The organism is Kribbella sp. VKM Ac-2566 (assembly GCF_004366005.1).
GTDB classification, from domain to species: domain Bacteria; phylum Actinomycetota; class Actinomycetes; order Propionibacteriales; family Kribbellaceae; genus Kribbella; species Kribbella pratensis.
Genome location: NZ_SODT01000008.1, coordinates 917,613 through 939,452, shown reverse-complemented (window position 1 = coordinate 939,452; position 21,840 = coordinate 917,613). Strand labels below are relative to the sequence as shown.

Sequence of the window (21,840 nt, the reverse complement as noted above, 5' to 3'; positions counted from 1 at the left end):
TCTGGAGCCTGATGGATTCGGTTCTCCTGGATATTCACACCGGTGCTCGTGAGGTCGTCCTCGACCTCACGAGCCGGTGCGAACAGTTCGTCTCCGGTCGCGGTGACGGCCTGCTGCACGTGTTCGTGCCGCACGCGACCGCCGGTGTCGCGATCCTGGAGACCGGCGCCGGCAGCGACCTCGATCTGCTGGCCGTGCTCGAGGACCTGCTGCCGCGGGACTTCGAGTGGCAGCACCGGCACGGATCGCCCGGACACGGGCGCGACCACGTGCTGCCGGCGCTGATTCCGCCGTACGCGACCGTGCCGGTGCTGAAGGGCCGGCTGACGCTCGGGACCTGGCAATCGATCTGTCTGGTCGACACGAATCGCGACAATCCCGACCGGCGGGTCCGGCTGTCGTTCCTGGCCGGTTAGTGGACTACCTGGTAACAAGTATTTCCGGGATTTTGGTGACTTATCGTGATGTTGCCGATTGCGTTACGTTTGCGAAACACGACTCCGCTTGAATTGTCGCCATGGCTGCCCTTGACACGCTGCGCGACGTCACCACCGAGCTCCTGGTTCGCGCCACCCGTGGCATTTCCGACGGCAGCCTGCTGAATGCCGACTCCGGCCGCGCGGATACCCGCGCCCGGATCGACGACTGGGCCGGCGTCCTTTCTCTGTACGCCGCCGACAATGAATCCCGCCCGGTTCGCGCAACTGCTTGAAACGTGCATTTCTGATTTCGCAGGCTTTCCTGTTCTGTTGCTCCGGTCAACCAATTGTGTGACCCAGGCCGCATCCCGCACGCCGGGAAGCCCCGGCAAGAACACGTCCGTCACGCTATGTTGTGACAGGAACGTGAGGCCTTCAGAGGGGTGACGGGCTGTGTCGGACACGGATGGCCGGGCGGACGGTCGGCGAGGATTCGCCGATCTGCTGCTCGACCTGAGGGTCCAGGCCGGCCTCTCCCAGGAGGAGCTGGCCGACCGGGCCGGGCTGAGTGTCCGGTCGATCCGCGAGATGGAGGCCGGCCGGGTCGCGCGCCCGCGCAAGGACTCCGTCCGCCTGCTCGCCTCCGCGCTCGGTCTGCGGCCCGACGACACCGGTCACTTCCTCGCCGCTGCGGGGCACGGCTCGGTGCGTCCCGTCGTACGGGCGGTGGCGCCGTCGCCGCCGGTCGTCTCGGTCGCGGACGCCGTACCGACAGGTCTGCGCTGGCGTGGCACACGGCCGATCCCGGACGGCCTCGTCGGTCGTGAGCAGGATCTGTTCGAGCTCGAGTCGCTGCTGCGCCAGAACCGGCTCGTTACGCTCGTCGGTCCAGGCGGGGTCGGCAAGACCGAGCTGGCGCTCGCGGCGGCCGACCGGTTCTCCGGCGCCGACACGACCGTCGTGGTCGTCGACCTCACCACCGTCCAGCGCGATGCCGCCGTACCGTCGGCGATCCTGGACGCCTTCGGCACAGCCCCCGGTACGTCGGACCTCGACGACGTACTGTCCGGACGCCGGCCCGGCGACCTAGTCATCGTCGAGGACAACGCCGAGCACGTCCTCGACGGTGTCGCGACGGTCGCCAACCGGATGGTCCGCAGCTTCCCGGGCATCGGTGTGCTGGTCACGTCCCGGATCCCGCTCGGCCTGCCCGACGAGGTGGTCCGTCGGGTGCAGGTGCTCGGCGTACCGGCGAACGACGAGGACTTCGAGGCGATCGCTGCGTCGCCGGCGGTCGAGATGTTCTGCCGCCGCGTCGCGCGGGTGCGGCCTGGCTTCGCACTGGCCCCTTCGAATGCCCCGACGGTGGCGCGGCTGGTCAGGCGACTGGACGGTCTGCCGCTCGCGCTGGAACTCGCGGCCGCGCGGGCCGGGTCGCTGTCGGTGGAGGCGATTCTCGCTGCGCTCGACGACCGGTTCCGGTTGCTGTCCGGGCCGCGACGGTTCGGTGCGCCGCATCAGCGGACGCTGGCCGACACGATCGCGTGGAGCGTCGACGCACTCTCGGACCCGGCGCGGCAGCTGCTGTACCGGGCCTCGGTGCTCGGTTCGCCGTTCACGCTCGAGGCTGTCGCGGGTGTCTGTACGGGCACTCCGATCGACGAGAGCGACGTACCGATGCTGCTCGCCGAGCTGGTGGAGAAGTCGCTGCTGCAGCCGGTGCACGAGTTCGAGCAGTTGTACGGCGCGCGGTACAAGCTGCTGGAGACGATCCGGGAGCACGCGTACGCCGGGCTGTCGTCACAGGGCGACGACCTCACCGAGTTCCGCAACCGGGCGGTCGAGTGGTGTACGAGGTACGTCTCGGGGCTCGAGGGCGCCTGGTCGTCGCCGGACCGCGATCGGCGGTACCGGGCGGCACATGCGAACTCGGCGCTGTTCGAGGTTGCGCTGGAACGGGCGGGCGAACTGGGGGAGTGGGACACCGCGGCGCGGATCGTGCTCGGGTTCCGGATCGCGTGGCAGTACCAGGCGAGTGTCGCCGAGAGCGGGATCCGGTGGGCGACGTTGTGCGCCGAGAACGTGTCCGACAAGGAGACGAGCGGGAGGCTGCTGGCCATTGCAGGCCGGCTGTCCAGTCTGACCGGTGACATCCGTGGTGCCCGTCGGCACTACGAGGAGGCGCGTACGCGGATCCCGGGTGAGACAGAGATGGGCCTGGTCGCCCGCGGCGGCTGGGTGTCGTCCGGATCGCACCTGCTCGATACACAGAGCCTGGCCGAGATCCCGGCGCTGGTAGATGACGCTCGCAAGCACGGCGACGTACAGCGGTCTGCCACTGTGCAGGCGACCTGTGGGCTGGCGCTGCTGCGGTGGGGTCGTTTGGTGGAGGCCAAGGAGCTCCTGCTTGCGTGGGAGGCCGCACTGGTCAATCCGGGCGTCTACCCGGACGAGATCGCGTACATGGCGCTCAGCCGAGTCGACCTCGAGCTGGGGAACCTGTCCGGCGCCCGTCACTGGGCACAGCTCGCCCGTGACAGCCAGGCGTCTGACGACCCGGAGCGCACCAAGGTCGCCGGGTGCCTCGCGATGGTGGAGTACCACGACGGCCGGTACGACGAGGCGCGGGCCCTGCTCGACCAGGCCGACGCCGACATCCGCGGCCATCGCGGGTACTTCGACTACCTGGTGATGCTCTACCGGTCCCGGTTGGCTCGTGCCGCCGGTGAGGCCGAGCAGGCGCGTGTGACGATCCTGGACGCACTGAACCGGCTGCTGCTCGAAGGGCGGGTCGTCTACCTGCTCGAAGTACTGCCGGAAGCCGTGGCGGTGCTGCACGCGCTGGGGCGCTCGGAGGCGGGAGACGCTGTGTGCGGCCAGCTGCTGGCGTGGCAGCAGTCGATGGACCCGCCGATGCTGCCGACCGCGTGGGCGGTCCTGCAGGAGTCCTGCGAGAGCGCCTCGGTCGCGGACGGGTGGCCGGAGCCGGACCCGTCGGCCGCCGTACAGCGGCTGGCCAACGACGTACTCGCAGCGCTTTCTTCACCGCTTCTCTGACGCGGATCTGCTGAAGCTGCCGGGTAACTGCCGGTTGTTCTGCCTCGTCCTGACATGGCTGCCGGACCAAGAATTACAGCCGTAGGGCAGGTTCCACGAAGCAGAGACCGACACCGGGAACGGGCAGCGAAAGGGCGTGAACCATGAAGAGGCCATGGCGAACCGCTCAACTGCCGCACCCGGCGAAGGCGACGCGGAGGGCCTCCGGTGGCTGGTTGGTGGGGGCGCCGACCGGCGGCCGAGAGCTCCGGAGTGCTGTGGAGTGCGGATCTGTCCTGCCTGTACCGGGCGCGGTGCACCGTCAGGGCACTGCTTCCGGGGCGGGGTCCCAGCACAGGGTCAGGCACACGAGACAGGGGACGAGTGTCGCGATCCGGCTGGTGCGGGCAACCGGTGGGTTTGGTCACCCACCGGCGGGCCGGCCGCTGGGACCTCCCGGGACCTCGACGAGCTCGCGGTCAGGCCGGTTCGCACGGAACCGGATACGGGGAGTAGCTCGCCGAGGCCCCACCAACTTCGGCTGACAACCAGGGGGAGTCAGCAGGACGAGCCGGGCTGGTGACGCACAGGGGACGTCAGTAGCCCGGCACAACCAAAGCGAGGTGAAGGTCCCGGGAGGGGTGGCCTTCACCTCGCTGGTGTGTCCAGCACAGCCGACTTGTCGAACGCGTAGCCGACCATCCACGAGGGCTGGAGGCGGCAGTAGACGATGTCGTCGCCCCAGCTCGACGGCGAGCTGCCGTAGTGGTTGGTGAGGTGCGCCTCGATCTCGGCGAAGTCCGGGTGATCCGCGGTCAGGAACTCGACGTTCCCGTGGCTGAACACCCCGATCCGTTCGCCGTCGACGTACGAGATGCTCGCCGCGGGACGCTTCTTCAGGTGCCGCGCCTTCGCCGCCGACGCCGACGTCGTGAACACCCACCGCGCGTGCAGGAAGTGCCCGTCCACGGCGCTGATCCGCGGCTCACCACGCGCGGTCACGGTGGCCAGGTTCAGCGTGCACATCCCGGTCAGAACCTGCACCAGCTCCCCGGCATCCAGCCGCCGCGGCCCCTTGATGATGTTGCGCAGATGCTCCGTAGACCGCTCGTACGCCGCGTCGAGAAGCTCCTGCAACTGTGTGACTTCGGTCGCTGTCTCCTTCATCTTGTCGAGTTTGGCACTGCGCCAGGACGTTAACTGTCCGGTAACCTCGCTGCATGGCAGCCCGCGTGCAGGTCGTCACCGACTCCACGGCCGGTCTGTCCACGCACGAGCTGCTCCGCCACCCGCTGACCGTCGTACCGCTCCAGGTCGTGATCGGCGGGACGTCGTACGACGACGGCGCCACATCGGCGGACGCGGTCGCGGAGGCGCTGAAGACGTTCACGCCGGTCTCGACCAGCCGACCGGCGCCGCAGACCTTTGCCGACACGTACGCCGCGTGCGCCGCGGACGGCGCCGAGGCGATCGTCTCGATCCATCTGTCCGGCGACATGTCCGGCACGTTCGAGGCCGCGATGATCGGCGCCAAGGAGTCCACGATCCCGGTCCATGTGGTCGATTCCCGCTCGCTCGGCATGGGCCTCGGGTTCCCGGTCCTCGCCGCGGCCGCCGCGGCCGCCGCCGGAGAGGACGCCATCGCGGTCGAAGCCGCCGCTCGCGCCCGGATGAAGTCCATCTCGTCGTACTTCTACGTTGACACCCTCGAATACCTCCGCCGCGGCGGCCGCATCGGCGCCGCCCAGGCACTCCTCGGTACGGCGCTTGCGGTCAAGCCACTGCTCACCATCAGCGGCGGCCGGATCGTCCCCCTCGAAAAGGTCCGCACCTCCAGCCGAGCCATCGCCCGCCTCGCCGACATCGCCGTCCAACGCGCCGGCGACACCCCCGTCCAGATCGCCGTCCACCACCTCGCCAACCTGGAAAAAGCCCAAACCCTGGCCGACAACCTAGCCACCCGCCTCCCCCAGGCCGACGAAATAGTCCTCCGAGAAGTAGGCGCCGTAATAGGAGCCCACGTAGGCCCCGGCCTCCTAGCCGTAGTAGTAAGCCCCCACTAACCGCCGCCCCCGGCCGCCCGCCTGCCCCACCCGATGGCCTGGTCCGCGGCCTCGCCACGCCGCCGTCGACCGCCGTCGCCCACGTTCCTCGAGTCGTGGATTTCGGCGTGTCGACGGCCGCCAGACGCAGCCTCGATCCACGACTCGACATTTCCCGTGGCCAACCAAACGCCACGACTCGGCGCGATCCCGGACACGGCAGCGTTTCGCGCGACGGCCGAACCGACCCTTCGAGGCCGCCCCGAGCGCAGTCAGCAGAGCCGGGGTTATCCCCTCGTGTGCAGGGTTCTCCCGTCGTCCATCAGTAGAGAACCCACCACACGAGGGGATAACCCGTCGGCCGCTCGACGGGTGGAGGCCGACCATTGGGGCGACGGTGGGGGCGACGGTGGGGGCGACGGTGGGGCGACGGTGGGACGACGGTGGTGGCGACGGCCGGGGCGATGGTGGGGGGTGGGGACAGGTGCTGGTGACTGGGGACACGCAATAGCAGCTGCCCGACCCACGGCTGCCTGTCGCACGACCCCAGATCGACCGATCACGACCCACACATCGGACAGAAGCGCCGCTACGTCCTGTTCATGGCCCCACCGGGTGTCTCGAGTCCCACGGGCCAACCAACGCTGCCGCGCCCGGCTGGCCGGCCACCGCCCTCAGCCGGCCCGCGATCCTTTGTTCCCGGCGCGAGCCGGAGGTTTCTCCACAGCTTTCAAGTCGCGGTTTCACGGTCGCCCCGGACTCGTACCTTCTTTGGGCGTGAAGGTCTTCCGCCGCACCCCACCCCTCGACCCGGCCGCCCGGGCCCGAGCCCTCGCCCGCCTAACCCCCCGCCCCCCACACCCAACCGCCACCCACCTTCACACCCCGTACGCCGACCACATCCCAGCCGACCAACCCGCCGCCGAGCAAACCCCCGCCGGCAAGCCTGCCGCCGCAACCGAGCGGACCGCCGGCGGTTGGACCCCCGCCGGGAACACTGCCGCCGCAGCCGGGCGGACCGCTGGGGGTTGGATCCCCGCCGACCGAGCCCCCACCGACCGAATCGCCGCCGAGCGAATCCCAACCGCGCAGATCTCCGCCGCGCAGACCTCCATTGTGCAGACCTCCGCCGGGCAGACGGCGGCTCAGTGGACCGCTCGCATCGGCGACCCGGGTGGTGCGCCCGCCACAGCGGATCGCGGCATACACCCCAATAGCAGGCAACCGAGCGACAGGAACCGTCCAGACGAATATCCGGAGGAGCGTGATGAGGTGCGAGGCGGATGGACCCCCGAACAACCCCGACCCGATCGACTACGCGACGCCCGCTGGACCCTCACCCCACGCCACATCGCCGTCCTGGCCTTGGTGCTCGCCCTCGGCCTGACCTGGGCCGCCTGGACCTTCCTCCGAGCCCGCCCCGAACCCCTCCCCGACACCCGCCCAACCACCACAACCACAGGCTCGGCAGTAAGCCAGCCAGCCAACCAACCCGGCCCTGCCGCATCACAAACCCAGCCAGCCGCCAACCAAACCGCCAACCCCAACCAGACACCAGGCGCCAACCAAAGACCAGGCGCCAACCAAACCGCGGGCATCAACCAGACGCCCGGCACCGGAACCTCGTCCGGTCAACCACCCGTCGTGGTCCACGTCGCAGGAAAGGTCCGCCGCCCCGGCCTCATCCGCGCTCCAGCAGGCTCCCGCGTAGCCGACGTACTCACCCTCGCCGGTGGCCCACTCCGCGGCGTAGACCTCACCACCCTCAACCTCGCCCGCCAGGTAACCGACGGCGAACAAATCATCGTCGGCGCCACCACCCAACCCCCACCCCCGAACCAACCATCGCCAACTGCAGGCTCAAGCCCGTCCTCAGCCCCCAACGCCCCCGTCAACCTCAACACCGCCAACCTCGCCCAACTCGACGCCCTCCCCGGAGTAGGCCCCGTCCTAGCCCAACGAATCCTCGACTACCGAACCCAGAACGGCCCCTTCACAACCATCGACCAACTCCAGGAGGTCCCCGGCGTAGGCCCCAAGAAATTCGACTCCCTAAAACCCCATGTCCGCACCTAACCCCGCCAACAACCCACCCGCGACCGACCCGCCCGCGACCGACCCGCCCGCGACCGACCCGCCCGCGACCAACCCGCCCGCGACCAACCCACCCGCGACCAACCCACCCAACCACCCACTCGCGCCAACGCCCGCAGCAACCTCCGCGCCAACGCGCACGCCAACTCACGCATCAACGTCCGGACCAACCCGCACGTCGACCTCCGAGGCCGGCCCCACACCAACCCCTGTACCTGTTCGAACGTCAGCGCCCGCAGAGGCTGATCAGTCAATCGCAGACGCTGACGAACCCGCCTCCGCGGAGGCGGGCGAGGGTGAGCGGCTCGATGCGCGGCTGCTCATCCCGGCAGCTGTGGGTTGGCTGGCCGCGGCCGTGCTGGTCGGTCAGGCGCCAATCGTCGGCGGGATTGTCGCCGGCCTCGCGCTGGCACTCGCCGCGACGCTCGGGCTGATCCTCCGACGGCCGAACCCTGGCTGCAGAACTGCAGCATTCCGGCATACCAGTCGCTGGGTGGCTGGTTGGGTGGCTGTGGGTTCGTTGGTTGTTGTGGGTGGGCTGGCGATAGCAGCCGGCCTGCACGCTGCCGTCCTTCGTGCGGGACCCGTGCAGGAACTCGCGACCGGCTCGGCGACGGTCACCGTCCGGCTCAAGATCGACGGGGATCCGTCGCTCCGGCAGAGCACCACCAGTAGACGGCCGCCGTATGTCGTGGTCAGGGCGACCATCGAGGAGATCCGCAGTCGCGCCGGCTCGGAGAACGCGATCCGGGAACGGGTGCGTACGCCGGTGCTGGTTGTGGGGACTGCGAAATGGGAGCACGTCAGGTACGGCCAGCACGTCGACGCGAACGGGAGGCTCGAGCAAGTAGAAGGTGGTGCCGAGGTGGCCGCGATGCTCTCCACCAGGTCGCCGCCGCGGACTGTAGACGAGCCACCGTGGTGGCTGCGTGCGGCTGAGCGGGTCCGAGCAGGACTGCGAGATGCGGTCGCTGGTGAGCCCGAGGACGTTCGCGGGCTCGTCCCCGCACTCGTCATGGGCGACGTCTCGGGCGTGTCAACCGACCTGAACGCAGACTTCCAAACCACGGGCCTGACGCACCTGTCCGCCGTCTCAGGGACCAACCTGACGCTCCTGCTCGCGTTCCTCCTCCCGCTGGCGCGCCTGATCGGTGTGCGAGCGCGCGGGCTGACCGTGGTCGGGTTGTCGACGGTCGTCGTGTTCATCGTCCTCGCCAGACCACAGCCGAGCGTCCTGCGGGCGGCCGCGATGGGACTGATCGCGTTGGCGGCGATGACCAGCGGGGGCGGGCGGCGCCGCGCCGTACGCAGTCTGTCGGTCGCAGTGATCGTGTTGCTGCTACTGGACACGTCGCTCGCCCGTTCGGCCGGGTTCGCGCTGTCGGTGCTCGCGACAGCGGGCATCATCCTGCTCGGACCTGGTTGGCGGGATGCGTTGGCGAAGTGGATGCCTGACTGGCTGGCCGACGCGATCTCGTGCCCGCTTGCCGCGCAGCTCGCCTGTACACCGATTGTCGCGTGGCTGTCGGGCGAAGTGTCATTGATCGCCGTCGCCGCCAACCTGTTGGCGGGTCCAATGGTCGGCCCGGCCACGATTCTCGGGTTCGTCACGGCCGGGGTCGCCCTGGTGAGCAGTCAATTGGCGCAGGTCGTCGGCTGGGCTGCCGGATGGCCGGCGCGCTGGATCATCCTGGTTGCCCGCGAAGGCGCGGACCTCCCGGGCGCCGCCAACGCGTGGCCGGCGACGGTGGTCGGTGTCGCCGTACTGGCAGTGCTCTGCCTGGCGCTCGTACTGGGTCTGCACCGCATCCTCGCTCGCCCGATTGCGATGATCCTCGCGGTGATCCTGCTCGCGGTCGTCGTACTGCGTCCTGTCGGATCGCTCGGATGGCCGCCCGATGACTGGTTGTTCGTCGTGTGTGATGTCGGACAGGGAGACGGTCTGGTGTTGCGGGCGGGTGATCGTACGGCGGTTGTTGTCGACACGGGGCCGGATCCGGCGGTTATGGATCGGTGTCTGAAGGACCTGGACATCAAGTACATCCCGGTTGTCGTGCTGAGCCACTTCCACGCGGATCATGTCGGCGGGTTGGCCGGCGTACTGAACGATCGGCGGGTGGGCGAGATCGAGGTGACGCCGTACTTCTCGCCGCGGGCCGAGCACGACCGCGTGGTGGCTCTCGCGTCGCGGCACGGGGTCGCGGTGCGCGCGGTCGCGTTCCACGAGCAGCGGGTCGTCGGGCAGGTGAGCTGGACGACGTTGTGGCCTGCCAAGGTGCCGGCACTGCCTCCGCCCGGTACGTCGTCGGCGACGTCCACGGATGAGGGATCGCCGGAGAACAATGCCAGCATCGCGATGATGGTCGAGCTCGACGGCCTCCGGATCCTGCTCACCGGCGATCTGGAGCCTGAGTCGCAGCGTGCCGTTGTGGCGACGGGAGTCGACCTGCGGGCGGATGTGTTGAAGGTTCCGCACCATGGGTCGGCACAGCAGGATCCTGGGTTCATCGCCGCGGCGAACGCGCGGTTGGCGCTCATCTCAGCCGGGCGCGACAACGACTACGGACACCCGGCGCCGAGGACCCTGGACCTCCTGTCCCACAACGCGATCCGAACAGCCACGACCAACGTCAGCGGTCCGCTCGTCGTCACCAACACCAACAACCACCTCGCCTTAACCACCCACCCACGGCTGCAGGAGGGAGTTAGAAGGTGACGGCGGAGGTTGGGGTGGTGTTTTCGGGTTGGTCGCCCAGGGACCAGGCGGCTACTCGGGAGACGATGTGGGCTGGGATCTGGTCCGCTACGCCGGGGACGGCGGGTACGTCGTACGTGGCGTGGGCGTCGTGCGGGAGGACGACTCGGTAGCCGCGGGCGAGTGCGGTCTTTGCGGTCGCGTGTACGCACATCTCCGACATGACGCCGCAGATGGCGAGCGAGCGTACGCCGGCCGACACCAGGATCTCCCCGAGCGGTGTCGAGTCGAAGCCGTCGTCGCGTGGCTTGCGGATCACGTGCTCGCGCGGGCCCGGCTTGAGCGGCAGGTACAGCTCCCAGCCGGGCGTGCCGGGCTCGTCGTCAGCGCCGGGTGGACCATCGTTCTGCAGATGTACGACGACTGCGCCGGCGGCCCGGGCCCGGTCCAGCAGGTCGCATGTCCGATCCAGGAGGTCAGCGGCGCCGGGTACTGCGTCGGGGCCGGAGACGAATGCGGTCTGCAGATCGACAAGAACCAAGGCGTCGACGGGCGAGGCCATCGCGACGGGTGAGGTCATGGCCGCCATCCTCGCCGGTTTGCTGCGGGGCCGCACCGGGATTGTCCGGAGGGCGTGGGATGCTGACGGGGTGGCTGCTCGTAAAGGTTCTGCGCCGAAGCTCGGCGATGTGCTGCTCGTGACCGGGACCGAGTCGTTCCTGGCGGACCGGGCCGTGCGGTCGGCGATCGCGGCGGTGTCGAAGAACGCGGCGGACGCCGGTGACAGCGCGGTCGAGGTGACGGATCTCGAGGCGTCGACGCTGGACGTCGGGGTGTTCGCGGAGCTGACCGGGCCGTCGTTGTTCGCGACCGAGCGGGTGCTGGTGCTGCGCGGGCTGGAGAACCTGCCGAGTGAGATGGCGCCGCATCTGATCGAGTACGCCGGGTCGCCGTCGGACGACGTACTCGCCGTGCTGGTGCACTCCGGTGGGCAGAAGGGGAAGGGCGTCCTCGACAAGTTGCGGAAGGCATCGGTCACCGAGGTCGTCGCGACCGCGCCGAAGGCGTGGGAGCTTCCGCAGTTCGTGGCGGGGGAGATCCGGCTGCACGGTGGGACGGTCGACGAAGGGGCGGCGTCGGCGCTGGTGGACGCGGTCGGTCACGACCTGCGGGCGCTGGCCGGTGCGTGTTCGCAGTTGGTGTCGGACTCTGGCGGTCAGGCTGTGACGACTCAGCTGATCGGGCAGTACTTCGGTGGGCGTGCGGAGGTCACGAGCTTCGCGGTGGCGGATGCGGCGATCGCCGGTCGGACGGAGCCGGCGCTGGAGCAGTTGCGGTGGGCGTTGGACTGCGGTGTGGCGCCGGTGCTGGTGACGAGCGCGATGGCGGGCGGGTTGCGGGGGCTGGCGAAGTACTCGAGTGCGCCGAGTGGGATGCGGGAGGCGGACCTGGCGCGCGAGGTCGGCGTACCGCCGTGGAAGCTCAAGCAGCTCAAGCAGCAGTCGCGCAGCTGGACTCCGGGTGGTCTCGCCACCGCGATCAAGGCAGTCGCGCAGGCGGACGCGGACGTCAAGGGCGCCTCGGGCGACGCCGGCTACGCCTTGGAACGCATGGTCCTCACCATCACCCGAGCCCACGGCCGCCGCTGATCCACCCGCGCACGGCCACTGACAAACCCAGTCCATCGCCACGGCCCCCGCTGACCACCTGCACGGCTGCGGACAAACCTGCCCATCGCTACGGCCGGCGCTGACCAGCTGCCCGCGGCCGCTGACAAACCCGACCCATCGCTAGAGCTGGGGGCTGACCAACCGTCTGATCTGGCCCTGGGGACGCAAAAACGATCGGCCGGTCGCGGGGACTGGCCGATCGTTGGCGGGGTGCGTCCGAGGACGCGGCCCTGGTGTTAGAGGGAAGCGGCCTTCTTGAAGAGGGCCGACTTGCGGTTCGCCGCCTGGTTGGCGTGGATGACGCCCTTGCTGACGGCCTTGTCGAGCAGCCGACCAGCCTTGCGGGCGGTCTCGGTGGCCTTCTCGGCCTCGCCGGCCTCGACGGCCTCGTGGAAGCGGCGAACAGCCGTCTTGAGGGTCGACTTCACCGACTTGTTGCGAAGTCGCGCAGCCTCGTTCTGGCGGTTGCGCTTGATCTGGGACTTGATGTTCGCCACGAAGAAGAGCCTCGATCAGGAGTATGCGGTCATTACGGAAGGTGGTGCGGCGCACGGCTGAGCACCACCCGTGAACACGCGACGAGCCAGATTACCAACAAGCCGTCCACTCCTCCAAACCCGCTCCGGCCGGGCAGGAGGTGAATCAGGCTCGCGCGGTCGTTTCGGCGGCGGTTTTCAGCCGGGTCAGGGTGGTGTGGATGCCGTGGGCGTTGCGTGGGGCGCGGTTGCCGAAGACGGGACGGAAGAGGAGCTTGAGGACCGTCGGGCGATGGTCGGTCCAGGACTCGCAGCCGGTCGCGGTCGGGGTGAACTCGTAGTCCCAGCGCGAGATCGGGACCGGGCCGAAGGTGATGTCGAAGGTGAACCGGCGGCCGGGCTGCGCGGTCACCACCTTCCCGAACGTGAACCAGCGGACGACGCCGGCCCGGTTGTGCCCGACGAACCGGGCACCCGGCGCCGGCCCCGCGCCCGACCCGACGGAGGACCCGCCCGAGGACTGACCCGAAGACCAGGTGACGCGGGTGCACTCCGGGCTCCACTCGCGCATCCGGGGCAGATCACTGACCAACCGATACAGTGCGTCAGCGGGCGAATGCACTGTGATGGACTCGGTCAGATCCGGCATCGGGTTTTCCCTTGCTGTCGGCCGTCATCTCCTGTGCACAGCGTGACACTGTCGGCGGCTGACGGCATACTCAGGGCCCCGTGACGCCCGCGCGCCGGGAACGTCCGCGAGCCGAAGGCTCCACCATCGCTCCGTCCAAGCCCTGGAGGAACTGCGTGACCCGCAAACGCCCGGCGATCCTCGTCGCCACCGCACTGATCGCCGCCTGCGCCGGCGTACCCGTGCTGGTGAACGCCGCGAGTGCGAGCCAGCCGGCCCCGAGCACCTCCGCCGATCCGGAGGTCAAGCGCTCCGAGACCGGTTCGTACATCGTCCAGCTCGACGACTCCCCGGTCGCCGAGTACGCCGGCGACATCGCCGGCCTGCCCGCCACCAAGGTGCTGCCGGGCGGCAAGCTGCTGAAGACCGCGGCGCCGGTCGTCGACTACGTGAAGCACCTCGCCGGTGAGCGCGACGAGGTCCTCGCCAAGGTCCCGGGCGTCAAGAAGCTCTACGACTACAGCTACACGTACGCCGGATTCTCCGCCGAGATGTCGTACGACGACGCGGTCAAGCTGGCCAAGTCGTCGGGGGTGAAGAGCGTCGAGCCGAGCGAGATCCAGCACGCCGACACCGTCGACACCCCGCGTTTCCTCGGGCTGTCCGGCAAGGGCGGCGCCTGGCAGCAGGCGGGCGGTATCGACAAGGCCGGCGACGGCGTGATCATCGGCATGATCGACTCCGGGTACGTCCCGGAGCGGGCGAGCTTCGCGCCGATGAAGACCACGAAGCAGTCCGACGCGATCGTCGCGAAGAAGTGGAAGGGCACCTGCCAGGCCGGCGAGGAGGCGCCCGTCACCTGCAACAACAAGGTGATCGGCGCCCGGTACTTCGACAAGGGCATCGGCACCCGCCCGATCCCGGACGAGTTCAAGTCGCCGCGTGACTACGGCGGCCACGGCACCCACACCGCCAGCACCGCGGCCGGCAACTACGGCGTCGACATGACCGTCATGGGCCGCGACTACGGCAAGGGCTCCGGTATGGCGCCGCACGCCCGCCTCGCGATCTACAAGGCGCTGTGGGCGGTCGACGCGACCGGCGGCGGCAGCGGTACGGACGCCGACATCGTGGCCGCGATCGACGCCGCGGTCTCCGACGGCGTCGACGTCATCAACTACTCGATCTCCGGCAGCGGATCGACGTACGTGAACGCCACCGGTCTCGCGTTCCTGCGGGCGGCCAAGGCGGGCGTGTTCGTCGCGACCAGCGCCGGGAACACCGGTCCGGGCGAGGCGACCGTCGGCAAGACGTACCCCTGGGTCACGTCGGTTGCCAACGGCACCCATGACCGCGACATCCAGACCACCGTGACGTTCGGCGACGGCAAGTCCTACACCGGCGCGGGCATCGGTTCCGGTACGCCGCAGACCCCGGTGGTCCTGGCCAAGGACGCCGGCCTGCCCAACGCCGACCCGGCCAACCTCGCGCTCTGCCAGGCGGGCACGCTCGACCCGGCGAAGGCCACCGGCAAGATCGTGGTCTGTGACCGCGGTGGGAACGCCCGCGTCGACAAGAGCCTGCAGGTGAAGAACGCGGGCGGTGTCGGCATGATCCTGCTCAACATCACCCCGGGCACGCTGGACGCCGACCTGCACTCGGTCCCGACCGTCCACCTCGACGACAAGGCGACGCCCGCGGTCAAGGCGTACGTGAGCGGCACCGCGAACCCGACCGCGATCATCGGCCCCGGTACGCCGGTCCGCGTCAACGCGCCGAAGGTGGCCAGCTCCTCCAGCCGCGGTCCGTCCCCGGCCGGCAACGGCGACCTGCTCAAGCCGGACATCATGGCGCCGGGCACGAACGTGCTGGCCGCGACGACCGCGTTCAGCGCGGCCGGTGGCGAGTACGCCTTCATGAGCGGTACGTCGATGTCCACGCCGCACATCGCCGGGATCGCGGCGGTGCTGAAGAGCAAGCACCCGACCTGGTCCCCGATGGCGATCAAGTCGGCGATGATGACGACCGCCACCGACAAGGACACCAGCGGCAAGCCGATCCAGAACGACTCCGGCTCGCCGGCGAACCCGTTCGGGTACGGTGCCGGCCAGGTGCAGCCGAAGCTCGGCATGGACCCGGGCCTGGTCTACGACTCGACGTACACCGACTGGACGAAGTTCGTCTGCGGCTCGGGGCAGGTGCCGAGCACGCACGAGCTGTGCGCGAACGGCAAGATCGACCTCAGCGACCTGAACTACCCGACGATCGCGATCGGTGACCTGGCCGGCAAGCAGACCGTGACCCGGACCGTCACGAACGTCGGCGACGTCCCGGAGGTCTACTTTCCGAAGGTCGAGGGGCTCAAGGGCCTGAAGGTGACCGTGACGCCGCGGATCCTGGTCACGCTCCCGGGCCGCAGCACGACGTACAAGGTCACGATCGAGAACGACGGCGCCCCGCTCGAGCAGTACTCGTTCGGCCGCCTGGTGTGGAAGTCGGTGAGGCATTCGGTCGCGAGCACGCTGGCGATCAAGCCGCTGACGGTGAAGGCGCCGGTCCAGGTCAACGGCACCGGCACCGCCGGTTCGGTGCAGGTCCCGGTCACGGCCGGGTACGCCGGCACGCTCGAGACCACCGCAGTGGGCCTGAACCCGGCCACGGTCGGCGAGGCCGCGCTGAAGAACCCGGGTGGCGTGTCGTTCCCGACGACCGCGCCGAAGGCCAACGACCACGTCGCGAAGTTCACCGTGAACGTCCCGGCAGGTACGACGTACGCCCGGTTCTCCACGTTCGACGCGGACTATCCGGCCGGCACCGACCTGGACGTGTTCGCGTACAAGGCCGGTACGACGACCCTGCTCGGCAGCAGCACCGGTGGCTCCGCCGAGGAAGAGGTGAACCTGTCGCAGCCCGCAGGCGGTCAGGTGGACGTGTACGTCGACCTGTACGCCGGAGCGAACGAGCAACAGGTCAAACTCGACCACTGGGAGCTGCAGAAGCCCGAAGGCAACCTGACCGTCACTCCGGCCAGCCAGCCGGTGACAGTCGCCGGCCAGGCTTCAGTAACTGCCAACTGGACCGGACTGACCGCAGGTACCCGCTACCTCGGCCAGCTCCACTTCACCGACGGCGCCGACGGCTCCGGCTCCACCGTCCTACGCGTAGACAGCTGACACCGCCGTACGCGTAGACGGCTGACGACGACGAGGGCGGCCCGGAGACATCACCGGGCCGTCCTCGTCGGTCTGTTACGGCTCGTGGATCGTCCAGCCGTCCGCCTTCTTGACCAGCAGCGTGCACTCGCCCGACGTGATGTCGCAGCGGAACAGTTGATTGTGGACGAGGCCGCCGGAGCCGACCGTCTCGGTGAGTGTCAGCAGCTGGGTGCCGTTCTCGAAGACCGGCAGCGGCAGGGTGTCCGTCATCCTGTCCTGCAGCTTGAGCTTGGTGACCTGACCGGTGTTGACGTCGATCGCCTCCGCTCGCACGCTGTGGATCATGGTCCGGCCGTCGGGTGACAGCACCGGGTACAGCTGCTCAGGTCCCTCGTCGCAGTACTCCCGCAGTACCTTGAACCCGTCGTCGCGCAGCGCACCGGCCTTGAGGCACCGCTTCCCGCCGGCCTTGGCCGACACGACGATGGTCCCGGCCGCCGCTGGAATCGCCGCGGCGCCGTCGAAGCCCGGGATGGACACCGGTCGCTGCTGACCGGATGCCGGCTGCCACACGACGAGTCCGGCTTTCCCACGGTCCATCCACAGGCCGTCCTGGTTCCAGCCGAGGAGGGCCGGTTGCCCAGTCGCGGCGGGCAATTGTGTTACCTGCTTCCCGGACCGGATGTCGACGACGATCACCTGGCCGCGGGTGTTGGACAGGTAGTGGTACATCGCCACCTGCTTGCGATCCGGCGACAGGACTTGATAGCCGGACCGGTCTGGGCCGAGCGTCCGGAACGCGCCGTTCGGCAGCAGGATGCCAGGCTGGAACTGACCGGTCTTGGGCATCTTCGAGCCCAACCAGCCGCCGCCGGCTCGCCCGAAGAAGTAGCCGTCGACCCCCGTCGGAATACGCACCTTCTGCTTGCCGTCGTGGAGCGAGTTCTCCTCGTACACGGTGTACGGAACCTGGGGAGCGGCTCCGGAGACAGGTGGCGCCGGGCGTCGCGCCGGGTCGGGTCGGTCGCCTCGGGTCATAAGGGATGCCGCCAGTACGACGACCACGACGATCGCTGCGGCGGCCGCGAGAACCGGCCAATGGCGGCGGCGTTCGGGTGGTTCGAGGCCCGGGCCCTGGGCGCTGTCGGGGAAGGTGGCGGCCTGGGTGTGCAGGTAGTCGCGGAGGCGGGTTTCGGTGTCGGTCATCGGAGTTCCTCGAGGCGTTCGGTCAGGACGGCGAGACCGCGCGACGACGTGGCGCGGGCGGAGGACTCGCTGATCCCGAGAATCTGGGCGATCTCGGCGAAGGGGAGATCGAGGTAGTAGCGCAGGACGAGGACCTCGCGCATCCGCCGTGCCAGTCCCTGGAGCGCCTGCTGTACCTGTGTCCGTTCCTCGCTCAGTACGGCGTCGCTCTCGGCGGAGGCGCTCGGCGCCTGGTGCGGTGGGATGTACAGCCGCGCGACCTTGCGTCGTCGTAGTACGGACCGGCTGCGGTTCACCACCGCCGTACGCAGGTAGGCGAGCGCCGCATCGGGCCCCCGCAACGGCCAGCGCCGGTACAGCTCGGCAAAAGCCTCCTGTACGACGTCCTCCGCCGCCTGCCGGTCGTCGACCATCAGCACCGCCAGCCGGACCAGTCCGGGCCAATGCTGCTGGTAAAGCGCCGACACGGCCGCCTGTGCAGGCGCCGGGCGTTCGATGCTCACCATTTGATTCGTCACACCGCTAGAGACGCGCGGCGCTCAGGAACGCTGCGTCCGCTCCCGCACCCAGTCCAGGTGCACCAGAGCACTCTCGCGCTGCCACGTGCGAATCGTCGGCAGCCCAGGTGGCGCCGGCTGAGCCGCACCCCACCACAACCCGCCACCTATCGCCGCGATGAACCCAGTGATGGCCGGGTCGTTTGGCAAGGCCGGCAGCGTGACGGACCCGCGCATGTCGGCGTGCAGGATCACAGTGTCCGCCCAGCGGGGTGCCAGCGCCGGGTGCGCCCAGTCGATGAACACCACGCGGTCCTCGGTCAGGATGATGTTGTCGGCTCGCAGGTCCCAGTGCGCCAGCGCCTTGCCCTCGGCCAGCTCACGAAGCCCTGTCCGCGCCAGCTCCGCGAACTCCTCCACCCGGCCTTCCATCCACGAAGGTACGGCGAGGCCGTCCTCCAGCACCTTGTCCCACCGGCTCAGGAACTCCCTGCTCCGGAGAGCCGCCACAGGTGCGTCCGGCCACGGTGACGGGTCCAGGGCGTCGGTCAGCTCCTCCAGTGCGCCCAGCACCCGGTCGGCGTCGGCCTGCTCCCACGGGTGCGCGGGTAGTCGCCCCTCGACGTCCTCGAAGAGCATCCCGACCCAGTCGCCGTCGTCGTACACGTCGTACAGGACCGGTGCCATCGGGACGGTGCCGATGCCCTGCATCGCGGTGATCTCCTGGCGGAACAGCTCCGGCGTCTTCGGGTTGAGCGCCGTACCGACGGTCTTGACGAAGGCCCGGCGGCCGGAGGCGGTCACCAGGCGGGCCGCGACACCAGGGGAGAAGCCTCCCTGCTGGGTGACCGCCGACACCACCACGGACCCGAGCGAGCGCTCCACCCAGGCCCGCACCGCGGCGGGCAGCTTCTCGAAGGGCAACCGGACCCCAGCAGCATGCGCCATGCGACCACACGGTAGGCGGCCCAGAGGCCGTCCGCCCGTGATTTTCGAATCTGCTGGACCGCCATGGGATGATTGACCGGATATACCCTTCGAGACCAGAACTGGATCCCCTCCGTGCCCGTTGGCCCCACGAAAGTGCCGCAGCCGGGTCGCACCGACCCGTCGCTGATCCGGAACTTCTGCATCATCGCCCATATCGACCACGGCAAGTCGACGCTGGCCGATCGGATGCTGCAGATCACCGGGGTGGTCGACGACCGCTCGATGCGGGCCCAGTACCTGGACCGGATGGACATCGAGCGCGAGCGCGGCATCACGATCAAGTCGCAGGCGGTCCGGCTCCCGTTCGCCCCGAAGCCGGACACCCCGGGTGGCCTGCTCGCGCCGGACGGTACGACGTACATCCTGAACATGATCGACACGCCGGGCCACGTGGACTTCACGTACGAGGTCTCGCGGTCGCTCGAGGCGTGTGAAGGCGCCGTTCTGCTGGTGGACGCCGCGCAGGGGATCGAGGCCCAGACCCTGGCGAACCTGTACCTCGCGCTGAACGCCGACCTGCACATCATCCCGGTGCTGAACAAGATCGACCTGCCGAGCGCGCAGCCGGAGAAGTACGCCGCCGAGCTCGCCCACATCATCGGATGCGACCCGTCCGACGTGCTCAAGGTGTCCGCGAAGACCGGTGAGGGCGTCGAGGATCTCCTCAGCGAGATCGTCGCGCAGGTGGAGCCGCCGAAGGGCGTGAAGGACGCGCCGCCGCGGGCGCTGATCTTCGACTCGGTCTACGACACGTACCGCGGCGTGGTCACCTACGTCCGGGTGGTCGACGGCGAGCTGACGCACCGGGACCGGATCAAGATGATGTCGACCGGCGCGGTGCACGAGATGCTCGAGGTCGGGGTGATCTCCCCGGAGCCGATGAAGACGCCGAGTATCGGCGTAGGTGAGGTCGGCTACCTGATCACCGGGGTGAAGGACGTCCGTCAGTCCCGGGTCGGTGACACCGTCACCGCGGCCGTCCACGGCGCGACCGAGCCGCTCGGCGGCTACAAGCACCCGCAGCCGATGGTGTACTCCGGGCTGTTCCCGATCGACGGCGACGACTACCCGACGCTGCGCGACGCGCTGGAGCGGCTGCAGTTGAACGACGCGGCCCTGCAGTACGAGCCTGAGACGTCGGGGGCGCTCGGGTTCGGCTTCCGGTGCGGCTTCCTCGGGCTGCTGCACATGGAGATCGTCCGCGAGCGGCTCGAGCGCGAGTTCGACCTGGCGCTGATCTCGACCGCGCCGAACGTGGTCTACCGGGTGGAGATGGAGGACGGCAAGGAGTTCGTCGTCACCAACCCGAGCGAGTTCCCCGAGGGCAAGATCGCCGACATCTACGAGCCGGTGGTGAAGGCGACGATCCTGAGCCCCAAGGACTACATCGGCGTGATCATGGAGCTGTGCCAGACCAAGCGGGGCAACCTGGGCGGCATGGAGTACCTGTCCGAGGACCGGGTCGAGCTGCGCTACACGCTGCCGCTGGCCGAGATCGTCTTCGACTTCTTCGACCAGCTGAAGTCCAAGACCAAGGGCTACGCGTCCCTCGACTACGAACCGACCGGCGAGCAGGCGGCGGCGCTGGTCAAGGTCGACATCCTGCTGCAGGGCGAGACGGTCGACGCGTTCTCGGCGATCGTGCACCGCGACAACGCGTACTCGTACGGCGTCGCGCTGGCCGGCAAGCTGAAGGAACTGATCCCCAGGCAGCAGTTCGAGGTGCCGATCCAGGCCGCGATCGGGTCCCGGATCATCGCCCGCGAGTCGATCCGCGCGATGCGCAAGGACGTGCTCGCCAAGTGCTACGGCGGTGACATCACCCGGAAGCGCAAGCTGCTCGAGAAGCAGAAGGAAGGCAAGAAGCGGATGAAGATGGTCGGCCGCGTCGAGGTCCCCCAAGAGGCCTTCATCGCCGCCCTCCGTACGTCGGAATCCGCCGAGAAAGCCGGCAAGAAGTAGGTGCCGGTCCAGATACCTGAAGGCCTGCTCGTTGTCGCGTCGCGCGGGCAGGACTGGTCGGACTGGCTGGATCGGCTGCCGCGGTTGCTGCGGGATCTCCTCGACGAGTGGGAGTTGCGCGTCGACGGTACGGCGGCGTACGGGAACTGCGCGATCGTCGTACCGGTGCTTGCCGACGGGCAGCGGGCCGTGCTGAAGGTGCAGTTCCCGCACTGGGAGGCGGAGACCGAGCACCTCGCGCTGCGGGCCTGGGCCGGCAACGGCGCCGTACGACTGCTGCGCGCGGACCCTCGCCGGTTCGCGCTGCTGCTCGAACGCCTGGAACCGCGGGACCTGACGACGATCGACGCGCTGGACGCCTGCGAGATCGTTGGCGGGACCTACAAGCGCCTGCATGTGCCCGCGGGACCGCAGTACCGGACGCTGTCCGGGGAACTGAAGCGCTGGGTGGAGCGGTTCCGCCAATTGCCCGCGTCGGCGCCGGTGCCGCACCGGTATGTCGAGCAGGCGATCTCGCTGGCCGAGGACTTCATCGCCGACCCCGCGACCGACGGCCGGCTGATCCACACCGACCTGCACTACGAGAACATGCTCGCCGCGGACCGTGAACCGTGGCTCGTGATCGACCCGAAACCGCTGTCCGGCGACCCTCACTACGAGGTCGCGCCCCTGATCTGGAACCGCTGGGACGAGGTGGAGGCCGCCCACGACCTGCGCTTCGCGGTCCGGCAGCGGTTCTGGACCACGATCGACGCGGCCGGCTTCGACGAGGACCGCGCCCGCAACTGGGTGATCGTCCGCCAGATGCTCAACGTCCTCTGGACCGTGGAGTCCACCAGCATCGACGAGTCCCTCCCGCAGGACTGGCTGACCCGCAACATCGCCATCGTCAAAGCCATCCAGGACTGACCCCCGGTCATCGACGGGAGCTAGTAGACACTGGGTTGAAGTTAGTAGTTACTACCTACTA

At 69.0% G+C, this 21,840-nt stretch carries 18 protein-coding genes; 11 read left to right on the top strand and 7 right to left on the bottom strand.

The window, feature by feature from the left end; genetic code table 11:
• Positions 1–11: 11 nt before the first annotated feature.
• The 3 genes from EV647_RS07350 (at position 12) to EV647_RS07340 (ending at position 3,476) form a co-directional block, all read left to right on the top strand.
• Positions 12–416: a YjbQ family protein gene (locus tag EV647_RS07350; protein ID WP_133781104.1), complete on the top strand. Its 405-nt coding sequence runs from the start codon at positions 12–14 to the stop codon at positions 414–416.
• A gap of 101 nt (positions 417–517) precedes the next feature.
• The gene (locus EV647_RS07345; RefSeq protein WP_134000282.1) at positions 518–712 is read left to right on the top strand and encodes a hypothetical protein; all 195 of its coding nucleotides are present in this window, start codon (positions 518–520) and stop codon (positions 710–712) included.
• A 160-nt stretch (positions 713–872) separates the two neighbouring features.
• Positions 873–3,476, top strand: a complete 2,604-nt coding sequence (locus tag EV647_RS07340; RefSeq protein ID WP_134000279.1) for a helix-turn-helix domain-containing protein — start codon at positions 873–875, stop codon at positions 3,474–3,476.
• Between the two features lie 627 nt (positions 3,477–4,103).
• Here the strand turns inward: EV647_RS07340 and EV647_RS07335 are convergent.
• Positions 4,104–4,622 carry a pyridoxamine 5'-phosphate oxidase family protein gene (locus EV647_RS07335; protein WP_134000276.1) on the bottom strand — a complete coding sequence of 173 codons (519 nt, stop codon included), beginning with the start codon at positions 4,620–4,622 and terminating at the stop codon, positions 4,104–4,106.
• A 53-nt stretch (positions 4,623–4,675) separates the two neighbouring features.
• Between EV647_RS07335 and EV647_RS07330 the strand changes: the two genes are divergently transcribed.
• From EV647_RS07330 to EV647_RS07315, 4 genes are all read left to right on the top strand, one after another.
• Positions 4,676–5,518 carry a DegV family protein gene (locus EV647_RS07330; RefSeq protein WP_134000273.1) on the top strand — a complete coding sequence of 281 codons (843 nt, stop codon included), beginning with the start codon at positions 4,676–4,678 and terminating at the stop codon, positions 5,516–5,518.
• A gap of 581 nt (positions 5,519–6,099) precedes the next feature.
• Positions 6,100–6,714, top strand: a complete 615-nt coding sequence (locus tag EV647_RS43645) for a pentapeptide repeat-containing protein (RefSeq protein ID WP_370342507.1) — start codon at positions 6,100–6,102, stop codon at positions 6,712–6,714.
• Positions 6,614–7,573, top strand: coding sequence for a helix-hairpin-helix domain-containing protein (locus tag EV647_RS43640; RefSeq protein WP_370342505.1), 960 nt, complete (start codon positions 6,614–6,616; stop codon positions 7,571–7,573). The genes EV647_RS43645 and EV647_RS43640 overlap by 101 nt, the downstream gene beginning before the upstream one ends.
• 352 nt (positions 7,574–7,925) lie before the next feature.
• Complete coding sequence (locus tag EV647_RS07315) at positions 7,926–10,307, top strand: ComEC/Rec2 family competence protein (protein WP_238177070.1); 2,382 nt, start codon at positions 7,926–7,928, stop codon at positions 10,305–10,307.
• Here the strand turns inward: EV647_RS07315 and EV647_RS07310 are convergent.
• On the bottom strand, positions 10,297–10,866 hold the full coding sequence (locus tag EV647_RS07310) for a cysteine hydrolase family protein (RefSeq protein ID WP_134000264.1): 570 nt from the start codon (positions 10,864–10,866) through the stop codon (positions 10,297–10,299). The two genes, EV647_RS07315 and EV647_RS07310, sit on opposite strands and share 11 nt — an antisense overlap.
• Between EV647_RS07310 and holA the strand changes: the two genes are divergently transcribed.
• Complete coding sequence (gene holA / locus EV647_RS07305; protein WP_238177069.1) at positions 10,865–11,935, top strand: DNA polymerase III subunit delta; 1,071 nt, start codon at positions 10,865–10,867, stop codon at positions 11,933–11,935. The genes EV647_RS07310 and holA overlap by 2 nt on opposite strands.
• A 257-nt stretch (positions 11,936–12,192) precedes the next feature.
• Here holA and rpsT read toward each other — a convergent pair whose 3' ends face one another.
• Together rpsT and EV647_RS07295 are read right to left on the bottom strand one after the other, a co-directional pair.
• Positions 12,193–12,453 carry a 30S ribosomal protein S20 gene (gene rpsT, locus EV647_RS07300; RefSeq protein ID WP_134000261.1) on the bottom strand — a complete coding sequence of 87 codons (261 nt, stop codon included), beginning with the start codon at positions 12,451–12,453 and terminating at the stop codon, positions 12,193–12,195.
• Positions 12,454–12,598: 145 nt separating this feature from the next.
• Complete coding sequence (locus EV647_RS07295; protein ID WP_134000258.1) at positions 12,599–13,081, bottom strand: SRPBCC family protein; 483 nt, start codon at positions 13,079–13,081, stop codon at positions 12,599–12,601.
• A gap of 155 nt (positions 13,082–13,236) precedes the next feature.
• Here EV647_RS07295 and EV647_RS07290 point away from each other — a divergent pair, with 155 nt between their 5' ends.
• Positions 13,237–16,233: a S8 family serine peptidase gene (locus EV647_RS07290; RefSeq protein WP_134000255.1), complete on the top strand. Its 2,997-nt coding sequence runs from the start codon at positions 13,237–13,239 to the stop codon at positions 16,231–16,233.
• Positions 16,234–16,308: 75 nt separating this feature from the next.
• Here EV647_RS07290 and EV647_RS07285 read toward each other — a convergent pair whose 3' ends face one another.
• The 3 genes from EV647_RS07285 to EV647_RS07275 are packed head-to-tail and all read right to left on the bottom strand — an operon-like array spanning position 16,309 to position 18,866.
• Positions 16,309–17,421, bottom strand: coding sequence for a hypothetical protein (locus tag EV647_RS07285; protein WP_134000252.1), 1,113 nt, complete (start codon positions 17,419–17,421; stop codon positions 16,309–16,311).
• Complete coding sequence (locus tag EV647_RS07280; protein ID WP_134000249.1) at positions 17,418–17,927, bottom strand: SigE family RNA polymerase sigma factor; 510 nt, start codon at positions 17,925–17,927, stop codon at positions 17,418–17,420. The genes EV647_RS07285 and EV647_RS07280 overlap by 4 nt, the downstream gene beginning before the upstream one ends.
• A gap of 33 nt (positions 17,928–17,960) precedes the next feature.
• Positions 17,961–18,866, bottom strand: a complete 906-nt coding sequence (locus EV647_RS07275) for a phosphotransferase family protein (RefSeq protein ID WP_134000246.1) — start codon at positions 18,864–18,866, stop codon at positions 17,961–17,963.
• 114 nt (positions 18,867–18,980) lie between these two features.
• Between EV647_RS07275 and lepA the strand changes: the two genes are divergently transcribed.
• Both lepA and EV647_RS07265 read left to right on the top strand, forming a co-directional pair.
• The gene (gene lepA / locus EV647_RS07270; protein WP_202876059.1) at positions 18,981–20,870 is read left to right on the top strand and encodes a translation elongation factor 4; all 1,890 of its coding nucleotides are present in this window, start codon (positions 18,981–18,983) and stop codon (positions 20,868–20,870) included.
• The gene (locus EV647_RS07265) at positions 20,871–21,779 is read left to right on the top strand and encodes an aminoglycoside phosphotransferase family protein (protein ID WP_134000243.1); all 909 of its coding nucleotides are present in this window, start codon (positions 20,871–20,873) and stop codon (positions 21,777–21,779) included. It abuts the gene before it with no gap.
• Positions 21,780–21,840 lie beyond the last annotated feature (61 nt).